The sequence below is a fragment of the Streptomyces lavendulae subsp. lavendulae genome (assembly GCF_002803845.1).
Classification (GTDB): Bacteria; Actinomycetota; Actinomycetes; order Streptomycetales; family Streptomycetaceae; genus Streptomyces; species Streptomyces lavendulae.
On record NZ_CP024985.1, the window covers coordinates 863558 to 875307 of the forward strand.

The 11750-nt window shown below is 72.6% G+C and carries 12 protein-coding genes and 1 pseudogene; 2 read left to right on the forward strand and 11 right to left on the reverse strand.

Going from position 1 to position 11750, the window contains the following annotated elements; all coding sequences use genetic code 11:
* Positions 1–49: 49 nt before the first annotated feature.
* The 5 genes and pseudogenes from SLAV_RS42180 to SLAV_RS03860 form a co-directional block, all read right to left on the reverse strand.
* Entirely contained in the window at positions 50–493 is a 444-nt protein-coding gene (locus SLAV_RS42180) for a hypothetical protein (protein WP_234333530.1), read from the reverse strand.
* A 432-nt stretch (positions 494–925) separates the two neighbouring features.
* Positions 926–1045, reverse strand: coding sequence for a sigma factor (locus tag SLAV_RS43585; protein WP_391383514.1), 120 nt, complete (start codon positions 1043–1045; stop codon positions 926–928).
* A gap of 88 nt (positions 1046–1133) precedes the next feature.
* A pseudogene (locus tag SLAV_RS03850) lies at positions 1134–1891 on the reverse strand (carbonic anhydrase).
* A gap of 104 nt (positions 1892–1995) precedes the next feature.
* On the reverse strand, positions 1996–2595 hold the full coding sequence (locus SLAV_RS03855) for a HutD/Ves family protein (RefSeq protein ID WP_030228929.1): 600 nt from the start codon (positions 2593–2595) through the stop codon (positions 1996–1998).
* A gap of 105 nt (positions 2596–2700) precedes the next feature.
* Entirely contained in the window at positions 2701–3120 is a 420-nt protein-coding gene (locus tag SLAV_RS03860; RefSeq protein WP_030228928.1) for a hypothetical protein, read from the reverse strand.
* A gap of 190 nt (positions 3121–3310) precedes the next feature.
* On the opposite strand from SLAV_RS03860, the gene SLAV_RS03865 reads away from it, so the two are divergent.
* Complete coding sequence (locus SLAV_RS03865) at positions 3311–4042, forward strand: SDR family NAD(P)-dependent oxidoreductase (protein ID WP_030228926.1); 732 nt, start codon at positions 3311–3313, stop codon at positions 4040–4042.
* 48 nt (positions 4043–4090) lie between these two features.
* On the opposite strand, the gene SLAV_RS03870 is transcribed toward SLAV_RS03865, so the two are convergent.
* From SLAV_RS03870 to SLAV_RS03885, 4 genes are all read right to left on the reverse strand, one after another.
* Positions 4091–5818, reverse strand: a complete 1728-nt coding sequence (locus tag SLAV_RS03870) for a carbohydrate binding domain-containing protein (RefSeq protein WP_030228924.1) — start codon at positions 5816–5818, stop codon at positions 4091–4093.
* Positions 5819–5969: 151 nt separating this feature from the next.
* Positions 5970–7409: a VWA domain-containing protein gene (locus SLAV_RS03875; protein WP_063760278.1), complete on the reverse strand. Its 1440-nt coding sequence runs from the start codon at positions 7407–7409 to the stop codon at positions 5970–5972.
* A 230-nt stretch (positions 7410–7639) separates the two neighbouring features.
* Positions 7640–7843, reverse strand: a complete 204-nt coding sequence (locus tag SLAV_RS03880; protein WP_030228921.1) for a cold-shock protein — start codon at positions 7841–7843, stop codon at positions 7640–7642.
* Positions 7844–8064: 221 nt separating this feature from the next.
* Complete coding sequence (locus SLAV_RS03885; protein WP_030228920.1) at positions 8065–8727, reverse strand: NADPH-dependent F420 reductase; 663 nt, start codon at positions 8725–8727, stop codon at positions 8065–8067.
* Between the two features lie 222 nt (positions 8728–8949).
* Here SLAV_RS03885 and SLAV_RS03890 point away from each other — a divergent pair, with 222 nt between their 5' ends.
* The gene (locus SLAV_RS03890; protein ID WP_030228918.1) at positions 8950–9411 is read left to right on the forward strand and encodes a hypothetical protein; all 462 of its coding nucleotides are present in this window, start codon (positions 8950–8952) and stop codon (positions 9409–9411) included.
* Between the two features lie 74 nt (positions 9412–9485).
* Here the strand turns inward: SLAV_RS03890 and SLAV_RS03895 are convergent, their stop codons facing one another.
* Positions 9486–10847 (reverse strand): FAD-dependent oxidoreductase, encoded by a 1362-nt coding sequence (locus SLAV_RS03895; protein WP_030228914.1) that lies wholly within the window; start codon positions 10845–10847, stop codon positions 9486–9488.
* A gap of 139 nt (positions 10848–10986) precedes the next feature.
* Positions 10987–11685: a MerR family transcriptional regulator gene (locus SLAV_RS03900; protein WP_030228912.1), complete on the reverse strand. Its 699-nt coding sequence runs from the start codon at positions 11683–11685 to the stop codon at positions 10987–10989.
* Positions 11686–11750: the final 65 nt, after the last annotated feature.

Genomic DNA, 11750 nt, shown 5'->3' on the forward strand with positions numbered 1-11750 from the left:
CTGCGCCCCCGTCGCGAGGGAGCGCCGCCACCCGGAAGGGCGGCTGCCGTCAGGCCCTGCCCTTGAGGGACGACACCAGCTGCTTCGCCAGCTTGGTCCCGCCCGCGGCGCCGTTGTCGGTGCCGCTGCTGACGAGCACGGTCACCACCGAGGTGCCGACCCGCGCGGCCACCAGCGTGGTGCCGCCCTGCCAGGCGGAGCTCGTCTCGGTGATGACCCAGGCGCCGTCGCCCACGCCCGCCAGGGGCTTCTCGGCGATCGTCACCTTGGCGTGGGTGGCGCCGTCGGTGTAGCTCGGGCAGGCCATGGAGATCTTGCCCAGCGCATCGAGCACGGTCGTGGCGGTCGTGTCCCGGTAGACGTCGATCTCCTGGGCGAACTCCTCGGAGGAGTCCTTGTTCACGTACGCGTCCTGCGCGAAGGAGACGCCGGTGATCCCGGTGATCTCCGTCCACGAGGTCCCGCCGAGCTTGGTGAAGTCGGGGGTGGGCACGTCGGCGGTGGCCGGCAGCTGGTAGGTGTCGCCGGTGTCGCGCGCGAGCTCCGGGTCGGCGGTGAAACCGGGGGCGAAGAAGGACGCGGGCGCGAGCAGCGCCTTGAGCTGCCTGCCGGTCAGCAGGCCCTTGTTGGGCCCGCCGGCCGCAGCGGCGGCCGACGGCGCCGCGGCGGCCGCCTTCGAGCCCGCGGCCTTCGGGGCGACCTTCGGGGTGGCCTTCGCGGCGGTGAAGGAGCAGGCGGTCAGCGCCAGTCCTGCTATGTACGCAGGCCGGACAGCTTGTCGGGGTCTCGGGGAGCCGGGGGCCGACGTACTCCTCGCGCGTGGCGCGGGCGGAAGTGAGGCGGTTGAGCGAGAGGTTGGTCACCGTGCGGACGAGGTAGGCCTTGGGGTGACGGACCTCGGACCGGCGGCCTTGCTCCAGGCCAGTCAGGTGTCCTGGACGATGTCCTCCGCGTCGCCGACGGTGCCGAGCATGCGGTAGGCGGTGGCGAACAGGAGCCTTCGGTGGGCGTCGAAGGGGGCCGCTTCGGGTTCGGTCGTGATCACTGTTCGATCCTGCACGGCGGTCCGCGCCCCGGACCGGTCGCGGGGCCGGGCCCGCCGCCCGGCCCCGGGTGGTCCGGGGTGGTGTCCTTCAGGTGAGCGTGCGCACCCTCTGGTCCGTCAGTTCGTAGCGGGCGGCGGCCACGGCCAGCTTCCCTGCGGATATGGCGCGGGCCAGGTCGGGTTCGGCGGCGAGCCGGTCGCGGGTGCGGCGGGCATGGGCGTCGATGGTGGCGCTGACGCGGGCCTCGCCCTGCCGGCTCCGGTCGATCGCCGGGCGTATCTGGTCGGCCAGGTACTGGATGTGGGCAGCCGGTCGCCGGTCTCGTCGGCGTGGACCGCCGCGCCGACGGCCCCGCAGGACTGGTGCCCGAGGACGAGCACCAGGGGGATCGAGAGTTCGAGGACCCCGTAGGCGATGCTGCCGAGCACCGCCTCGTCGAGCACCTCGCCCGCCGAGCGGACGGTCAGCAGGTCGCCGAGCCCCTGGTCGAAGACGAGCTCCGGCGGGACGCGGGAGTCCACGCAGCCCAGCACGATGGCGAAGGGCTGCTGCCCCTTGGCCAGCCGGAGCCGGGTCGACGGGGACTCGTTCGGGTGCTCCTGACGGTACGTGCGCCAGCGCCGGTTGCCGGCCGCCAGCTCGCGCAGGGCCTGCTCCGGGGTGGCCGGCCTGGCTCCGGCCGGAGGGCCGGCCGGTGCGGCGGTGGCGGGGAAGGCGGAGCCGAGGGCGAGGACGGACCCGGCGGCCGCCGTCCCGGCCGCGGCGGTGCGCAGGAGGGTGCGCCGGCTGGTCGAACCACCCTTCGGCTGGAGGGTGTTGGAGGTCCCGAGACGTGAAGCACGCATGTTCGTAGGCTGTCCGTTCGAAAACATGCGCGACGGTATCCCGCTTTACCTCCTCTTGACCAAGCCTTGGGGCGGGATTTGGCGCGATAGCGCCCCTCGGCGACTCAAACCGCGCGCAGCGTGACGACGGCCGCCCGGCCGGGGGTGCGCAGGACCACGGTGGCGGGGCCCTGGAGCAAGGCCGCGTCGTACGGGCCGAGTTCGACGGCCGGACCGGGGGCCGCGGCCTGTTCCGCCGGCTCCAGCACGGCCGGGCCGTCGAGGGCGCAGACCAGCAGGGTCTCCCCGGGCAGGGCGGCCAGGGTCGGTTCGCCGCGTACGACGGCGGTCCGGGCCAGCGTGCTCGCGCGCCGGTACATCACGTTGAAGTTGACGACGGGACCGCCCAAGAGCCGGCACCCGGTCGGCCGGTCTCCGGGGAAGTGCCGCGGCGCGTAGCGCTCGTCGACGAGCCGGGGCTCGCCGCCGACGGTGAGGTCCATGCCGGCTCCCTCGGCCAGCGTGAGCGTCCGGTCGACACCGGGGAACTCCGAGAACGGGCCGTCGGCGTCCACTTCGGCGAGGCTGATCCGCCAGTCGAAGGCGTCCGTGCCCGCGCCCTCGGGCCGGGCGGCGATCTCGCGGGTGACTCCCCCGCCGTTCTTCCACGGCACGGCCGTGCGTACGGCGGCGCGCAGGATCCGGATGTCGGCGGGGCCGGGCATGCGGCTGTTCCTTCCCTCGGGTCCGTACCGTCCCGCGGGACGGTACGGACCCGCGCGGCGGGCCCGAGCCTATCGGGGGCCCGCGCGGGGAGCGGCGGAGGGCGGTCAGCTCACGGTCACGACGACGGTCGGCGAAACCGTCTTGTCGTCGCCCATGATCCGCAGCTGTTCCTTGCCCTTGGTGTTGAGCTTGCCCGGCAGGGTGTAGCTGCTGCCGTTCTTGACCGTGGTGCCCGACTGCAGGGTCGTCCACTTGCCGTTGTTCAGGTGTTGGAGCACCAGCTTGCTGCCGACCTTCAGCCCCTTGGTCCGTCCGATGAAGATCACCTGGTCACCGGCCTTCACCGCGACCTTGTCGGGCTTGACGGTGATCGACTTGTCGGCTGCGGGACTCGCGGCCGGTGAGGACGGCGGCTTGGGGCCGGCGGCGGCGAAGGCGTCCACGGCTCCGCCGGTCAGCAGTGCGGCGGACAGCAGGCCTGCGGCGACGCTCCGGGCGCAACGGCTGCGCGATATGGACTTCACGGTGGCTCCCGTCTCGGGTGTGCCCCCCTCGTGTGAACCTCTGCGAGGCTATCCACCACCCGGAGGATCAGCGACCGGACGGGTGCGCGCGAGGGCCGGCGGGAGGTCGAACGCGAGGTCGGATTACCGCCAGCACCGCACACCGGCAGCGCCTTTCATTGAAACCGCAACCAATCACGAGGAGCGGCAGATGAACGGCAAGACGGTTCTGGTCACGGGCGGCAGCCGGGGCATCGGCGCGGCCACCGCGCTGCGCCTGGCCGAGGCGGGCGCCGATGTGGCGATCACCTACACCGCCGACGAGGCGGCGGCGCGGGAGGTGACCGACAGGATCCGGGCCCTGGGCCGCCGGGCCGTCGCGGCCCGCGCGGACGCCGGGGACGCGGGCGACGCGGCGGGCGCCGCGGACTGGGCGGCCGGCGCCCTGGGCGGGCTCGACGTACTCGTCAACAACGCGGGCGTCGGGGTGCTCGGCCCGCTGGGGGAACTCACCCTGGCCCAGGTCGACCGCGTCCTCGCGGTCAACGTCCGCGGGGCGTTCCTGACCGCGCAGGCCGCGGCCGACCGGATGGGCCCGGGAGGGCGGATCATCACCATCGGCACGTGCATGACCCAGCGCGTGCCGGGCCCCGGCGGGACCCTGTACGCGATGAGCAAGTCGGCGCTCACCGGCCTCACCAAGGCCCTGGCCCGTGAGCTCGGCGGACGCGGCATCACCGCGAACATCGTCCACCCGGGCCCGGTCGACACCGACATGAACCCGGCTGACGGCCCCTACGCGTCGGCGCAGACGGCGCTGACCGCCCTCGGCCGGTTCGGCCGCCCGCGGGAGGTCGCGGACATGGTCGCGTTCCTGGCCGGGGACGGGGCCGCGTACGTCACGGGCGCCGAGTTCTCCGTGGACGGCGGACACGCGGCATGAGGCGCACCCCCGTCCCCGCCGTCGGCAGAGCGGGGACGGGGGCGCGGGTCAGCTCACGGCGAAGTCGTCGCCGTGGACGGCGCCCTGGCCGTACCAGCCGTGCAGGTAGACGGTGACCGTGCCGGAGGCGCCGGTGGTGAAGGGCACCGTCAGCCTGGTCCAGGCGGCCGAGCTGGTCCACGTACTGGCGTTCGCGCCGCCCCGGACGCCGAGGTAGGCGTAGCTGCCCTGGACCCAGCCGCTGAGGATGTAGGCGGTGTTCGGGGCGAGGGTGAGGGTCTGCGCGCACTCGCCGGTGCGGTCACCGGCGGGGGTCCCCTGGACGGCGTACGCTCCCCCGTGCACGGGGGAGCTCACCACGGCGCCGCCGCTCTCACAGGTCCACGGCGCCAGCGAACCGCTCTCGAAGCCGCCGTTGACGAGGGCCCCGCTGCCGCCGCCCGGCCCGGACACGGTGAGCGTGAACGCGGCCGTACGGGTGAACGCGGTCCCGGCGCCGGTCACGGTGAGCGCGTAGGTCCCGGGCGGTGCCGACGCCGAGGCTGCGACCGTGAGCCGGGCCGTGCCGCCCGCGGTGACGGAGCCGGGGTCGACCGTGGCCGTCACGCCGGGCGGGGCGCCGGCGACCGTCAGCGCGACGGCCTGCGCGGTGCCCGCGGTGACCCGGGTGGCGACGGTGGCGGTGGTGCTGCCGCCGGGGGCGACCGAGGCGGAGCCGGGGGTGACGGAAACCGAGAAGTCGTCGGCGACCGGCCCGGCGTCCCGGGTGAAGGGCGCGAAGGTGTGGGTGAAGTACCAGGGGTCCTGGGCGATGCCGGAGCAGGTGTCGGACCCCCCGGTGCCGGGGCAGCCGCCGTTGTCGCGCTGGAGCGCCCAGAAGGAGAGGGTGTTGATGCCCTTGGCGACGGCCCAGTCGTAGACGGCGGTGGCGTCGGCGGTGCTGAAGGTCTCGGCGGGCCCGTAGTCGTCGATTCCGGGCATCTCGGTGACACCGACCATGCCCCACAGTTCGGTCGGCGTCTTGGCCGGGTAGAGCGTGGCGAGCTGCCCGTAGAGGCCGGTGGCGGCGCTGCGGGTGTCCGCCGCCATGTCGTGGGCGGCGCCGTCGTAGTAGTCGAAGGTCATCAGGTTGACGACGTCGACCCGGGCACCGGCCGTCTTCGCGCTCTTGAGGACCGCCAGCCCGCTGCTCGCGAGTCCGCTCGTGGTGGTCGGGAGGGTGTAGGAGACCTGGAGGGGGCGGCCGTTGGCGGCGGCCCAGTCCTGCACCTTCTTGATGGCCTGGTTGCGGCGGTCGATCCCGGCCTTGTTGGTCAGGGAGTTGTCCTCGATGTCCATGTCCAGGCGGGTGACGTCGTAGGTGGTGATCACCTTCTGGTAGGCGGCGGCGATCGAGTCGACGCTGGTGCAGCTGTCCGCGATCTCGGTGCCGCCGTTGTCGGCCGCGTAGCCGCCGAAGGAGGGGATGACGTCACCGCCGCGCGAGCGCAGGGTCGTGAAGTCGGCGCCGAAGACGGAGGAGGCGATGGGCTGGGCCGTCGAGCCGTTCCAGTACGGGGTGCAGGAGCCCTTGGCCTCGGTCTGGACGAAGGCCATGGTCAGGTACTTGGCGCCGGACTTCTGCGCGAGGTCGACCGGGCTGTCGGAGGAGTAGGCCTCGAAGTAGGGCGCGAAGACGTGCGCGGGCAGTGGGGTCGGCGCGGCCTGCGCGGGACCCGCGCCCACCGCGACGAGTAGTCCGGCACATGCGGCGAGGGTGGCGAACGCCGCCGTCAACGGGCGGACGGAACGCGAAGGGTGTCTCAACGTAGCTCCCGGTGGGGCGCGAGCGAACGGACGGACGCCCCATGATTGGTCTGGACCAACCATGGGGTCAAGGGTCCGGACACCCCCGGATCCGTCCGGTCGCCGTGCGGCGCACGGGAGTTCAGCGCAGGATGCCCGCCCGCCGGGCCTCCCCCAGCCAGGAGGGGAACTCCGAGAGCAGCCGGTCGTAGAGCTCGGCGTCCGAGAGCCGGTCGATGTCGTCGACGGCGAAGAAGCCGACGTTGTCCACCCGGCGCCCCGGCATGGTGTCGAAGCGCTCCAGCACCCCGAACCCGGCCCGGCCCAGACCCACGAACTGCCAGAACACCGGCTCCTCCACGGCCTCGCGCAGTTCCCGCTCGATCTCGGCGTTGCGGTAGACACCGCCGTCGGAGAAGAACAGCACCAGGGTCGGCGCGGCCGCCGGGTGGTCGCGTACGTAGGCGCGCACCTCGGCGATCACCTTCTGCTCCTCGTTCTGGAAGCCGACCTGCCGCATGTCGACCTGTCCGGGGAGCAGGCCGCGGGGCGCCTTCCTGCGGCCGAAGAGGCTCATCTGGCCGACGCGCACGTGCAGTCGCAGCCATTCCGGGAGGTCGCCGACGGCGAGGTCCGGCAGCCGGGCCGGGTTGGTCGCGAAGGTCCAGGCCTGCATCTCGCCGTCGTCGTCAAGCTGCGCCGCGACGGCCGCCATCCGTTCCACCACCGAGGCGACGGTACCGCGGGAGTAGAGCGCGCTCATCGAACCCGAGGCGTCGAGGACGAGGACCACCCGGGCGGTCACGCCCGCCGCGCCGTTCTTGCCGAGGCTGACGGCGACCTGCTGCTTGCGCAGGGAGAGACGGCCGCGCATGTCCTCCGGCAGCCGCTCCTCCCCCTTGACCATCCGGACGGCGGGAGCAGGCGCGGGGACGGGAGCCGGCACGGCGGCGGGAGTCGGCACGGCGACGGGAGCCGGCACGGCGGCGGGAGCGGGCACGGTCGCCGGAGCGGGCACGGTCGCGGGGGCGGGGACAGGAGCGGGCACGGTCGCCGCCGGCGCCGGTGCGTCGTCGACGGTGATCCCGAAGTCCGTGGCCAGTCCGGCGAGCCCGCTCGCGTACCCCTGACCCACCGCCCGGAACTTCCAGACGCCGGCCCGCCGGTAGAGCTCACCGCTCACGAAGGCCGTCTCGGGCCCGGCGGTCATCTCGAAGCGGACGAGTTCGACCCCGGACCCCGCGTCGAGGAGCAGCAGGTGCAGCCCGGGGACCCGGCCGAAGGTGCCGCCGTCCGCGGAGGCGCAGAGCGCGACCCGTTCGACGCCCGGCTCCAGGGCCGCCAGGTTCACCTCCAGCGCGTCCGCGCCCGGCCGCTTGCCGAGGTGGCGTACGGCGCCGGAGGCGTGGACCGGCTGGTTGTAGAACACGAAGTCACCGTCGGAACGGACCCGCCCGCCGCCCGCGAGCAGCAGGGCGGACGCGTCCAGGTCCGGCACGCCGGGCCCCGGCCGCCAGCCGAGCACCACTCTCACGGAGGCCGCCTCGACCTGGAGGTTGGCGCCTTTGCTCAGTGTCGTCACGACGCACAGTCTGCCCGCTGGGCCGCCGCTCCCGGTAGGAGTACGGGACAACGGCGCCGGTCGTTCAGGAGGCCCGGCGGGTGCGGTGCGGGAGGGACGAGGCTGCGGGGCGCCGGCGATGCGCAGTTCCGCCGGGCCCCACCGGCCGGTGCGCGACAGGAGTGGAAGCGGGAACGGGGCCGGGGCCCGCACCGTCGGTGCGGACCCCGGCTCTCGGCTGCGCGTCGGCGTCAGGCGGGCACGATGTTCTCGGCCTGCGGGCCCTTCTGACCCTGGGTGACGTCGAAGTTCACCTTCTGGCCCTCCTGGAGCTCACGGAAGCCCTGGGTGGCGATGTTCGAGTAGTGGGCGAACACGTCGGCGCCGCCGCCGTCCTGCTCGATGAAGCCGAAACCCTTTTCCGCGTTGAACCACTTCACGGTGCCGGATGCCATATGGATTCTCCTTCGGGGCTGTACCCGGGGCCGCACTGTGCGACACCGGCGTCGCCGTGTTGATTGACCCTGTCCGAAAGCATCCGGAAATTAAGAAGTGCACCGGTCGGAAAATCCGACGGGGGTGCTTGAAATCTTTGGGAACCACACCTGCAACTGAACGGCACAGTAGCACAGAGAAACGGTTCGACCTCGAAGAGTTACTGCATGCGGGGTGCCGGTCAGCCCCGAAATTCCTCCGTCCGGACGGGCGAGGCCTCGGCCAGGGCGCGGGTGACCGCCTCCACTCCCGCCCGCAGCCCGTAGACGGGGGTGTCGGGCTGCTGGCGCCAGGAGTCGTCGATGCCGCCCGCGTCGACGGTGTCGAAGCCGAGCTCGTCGACGAGGGCGCGAACGGTCTTCTTGGCGGACTCGTCGTCGCCCGCCACCGGGATGGCCATGCGGTCCGGGTCGCCGGCCGGACGCGGCCGGTCCAGGATGTCGGCGGCGTAGGTGCCGTTGAAGGCCTTGATCACCGGGTGGCCGAGGTGGCGTTCGGTCCAGCGGCTCTCGGTCAGGCCCTCGTCCTCGATGGCGGCGATGCGGCCGTCGCGCTGGCGCGGGTAGTAGTTGCCGGTGTCGATGACGGCGAAGCCCTCGACGGCCCCGTCGAAGAGCCCGGAGGGCAGGTCGGGGACGTTCTTGAGGGGAACGGTGACCACGACGACCTCCGCGCCCCGGGCCGCCTCCGCGACGGTGACGGCGGTGGCCCCGGTCTCCTCCACGAGGTCGGTCAGGGTCTGCGGGCCGCGGGAGTTCGCGACGGAGACCTGGTGTCCGAGGGCGGTGAGCCGGCGGGTGAGGTTGCCGCCGATGTTCCCGGCGCCGATGATGCCGATCTTCATGAGCTCTCCAGTGCGTACGGAGTCGGATATCGCGTCTGTCCGAACCCCCGGCAGCCCGTCGGCATTCCTCCGGACGGCGGCCGGATTTCCGGAATCCTCCGTACGAGCTAATTCCGGCCATTTCCCGGACGCCGAGAACCGCTTGACGGTGCCTCACGTCATGGAGGGCAGTCGCCGGGGACCGTACCGGCACGCATTCAGAACGGGGAAGGGTACCCACCTGTGTTCACGTTCCCGAGCAAGCGCGCCACGTCCGTCGCCCTGGCGGCCACCGCCGGCGCCGCGGCGCTCTCCTTCGCCCTCGTCACCGGCACGTCCGCCACCGCCGCCCCGCCGCAGTCCGTGTCCGGCAGCCCGGAGGGCGCCTTCAGCCGGATCGCCGACTTCTACGGCTCCTACGTCGACGCCGTCTACGACGGCGACGGCAGCACCGCCGACCGGCTGCGCTCCTTCTACCTCTCCCCGCCGCTCCGGCAGGAGCTGGCGCGGTGGGAGGAGGCCAACCACGCGAACGGCGTGCTGCGCGCCCAGAACGTGCCCCTGCAGTGGAAGGTGACGTCCACCGGCAGCGGGACGGGCAAGACCAACGCCACGGTCACCCTGACCTGGGGAGGCGGCGACACCACCCAGGTCCACGTGCAGGCCGACCTGAAGACGAAGAAGATCACCTCCATTACCGGCTGATCCGGGTGCCCGGGGACACCCGGGGCCCGGACACACGGGTGGGGCCCGCCTTCCGGCGGGCCCCACCCGATCGTTCACGCGCCGCTGGCGTCGAGCATCTCCTCGCGCTCCACGATCTTCACGCGCTCGCGGCCCTGCGGCTCGCCCAGCGCCTTCTCGGCGGCGTCCAGCTTGTACCAGCCCTCCCAGGTGGTGAAACGGACCTGCCGCTCGGCGAGGAAGGCCTCGACCGCCTCCGGCTCGGGGGTGGCCGGCGTGAGCAGGCGGCCCCCGGCGTGGTCGGCGAGCAGGTTGGCGACGGTCTCGTTCGCGTCGCCCTTGGTGTGGCCGATCAGGCCGATCGGGCCGCGCCGGATCCACCCGGTCACGTACGTCGAGGCCAGGTGCTCGCCGTTCTCGATGACGCGGCCGCCCTCGTCGGGAACCGTGCCGGACTCCACGTCCCAGGGGAGCTTGGGCAGTTCGTCGGAGAGGTAGCCCACGGCCCGGTAGACGGACTGGACGTCCCAGGTGGTGAACTCGCCGGTGCCCTTGACGTTGCCCGTGCCGTCGAGCTCGGTGCGCTCGGTGCGCAGGCCGACGACCTTGCCGTCCTCGCCGAGGATCTCGGCCGGGGACTCGAAGAAGTGCAGGAACAGCTTGTGGGGGCGGTCGCCGGTGTCGCGGATCGCCCAGTTCTCCAGGGTCTTGGCGACCATGTCCGCCTGCTTGTTGGAGCGGCGGGTGGTGATCGAGCCCTCGTCGTAGTCGATGTCCTCGGGGTTGACGATGACCTCGATGTTGGGCGAGTGGTCGAGCTCGCGCAGCTCCATCGGGCTGAACTTGGCCTGCGCCGGGCCGCGGCGGCCGAAGACGTGGACCTCCAGGGCCTTGTTGGCCTTCAGACCGTCGTAGACGTTCGCCGGGATCTCGGTCGGCAGCAGCTCGTCGGCCGTCTTGGCGAGGATGCGGGCCACGTCGAGGGCGACGTTGCCGACACCGAGCACGGCCACCTTCTCCGCTTCCAGCGGCCAGGTGCGCGGCACGTCGGGGTGGCCGTCGTACCAGGAGACGAAGTCGGCGGCGCCGTAGGAGCCGTCGAGCTCGACGCCCGGGATGCTCAGGGCGCGGTCCGCGGTGGCGCCCGTGGAGAAGATCACGGCGTCGTAGAACGCGTGCAGCTCGTCGAGGGAGATGTCGTTCGGGTAGTCGACGTTCCCGAACAGGCGAACCTGGGGCTTGTCGAGCACCTGGTGCAGGGCGGTGATGATGCCCTTGATGCGGGGGTGGTCGGGGGCGACCCCGTACCGGATCAGACCGAACGGGGCGGGCATCCGCTCGAAGATGTCGATGGACACACCGGGAGCGACGGCCGCCTCGGACTTCAGCAGCGCGTCGGCCGCGTAGATACCGGCGGGGCCGGCACCGACGATTGCTACCCGCAGAGGGCGAGGCATGACTTGGGTTCCCTTCGACCGACAATCTGACTGATCAAGAGAACCCTAAACTAAGGCGACCCTTACCCGGCACCCGCCCCCCGGTTATGACCCCATAACCCAGACTTATGACTTACCAAAGCCTGACTTTTGGCTGACGCTACGGGAAGCGCCGGTAGCTGTCGAGGGCGGCCGCGCCCGCCAGCATCGCCAGGCCCCGCGCCGTCAGCCGGTCGCGCCACTCCCGCAGCGTCGCGCCCAGCGGCCCGGCCCCGCCCGCCGCCCGGACCCGCTCCAGCACCCGCGCGATCCGCTCCAGGCCGTACCCGCCCCGCCGCAGCTGGTGGGCCAGCAGAACGTCGCGCACGTCGGCGGGGGTGTAGACGCGGTAGCCGGTGCGCGGATCCCGCCGGGGCACGACCAGCCCGGCCCGCTCCCACGTGCGCAGCGTCGCCGGGCGGATGCCGAGCCGGTGCGCCAGCGGCCCGATGAACGTCACGCCCTCCACCGGCTCGGGCGGCCGTTCTCCCCCGGGCGTCAGGCCGCGCAGGGCCTCCTCCACCTCTTCCAGCGTGCGCCGGTCGTCGGCCAGTTGCGCGTGGCTCCCGTCGATCAGCCGCAGGGCCTCCTCGACCTCGCCCCCGTTCACGGCCCGCATGATCGCGCCCGCGGTCGCGTGACCGTGGGCGGGGGCCAGCGCCAGGAAGGCCCGCAGGGCCGCCGCGTGGCGCGGGGCGTAGAGCCGGTACCCGCTCGGCGAGCGCCCGGCCGGCGGCAGGATCCCCGCCTCCTCGTAGTTGCGCACCGCCTGCGTGGACAGGCCGTGCTCGCGCGCCAGATCGATGGGACGCAATCGCATTTTGAGGGTTGGTCCTCCCTGCTCCGGCTGTTTTCCGTGGAAAGTGCGGCCAAAGTTTACACCGG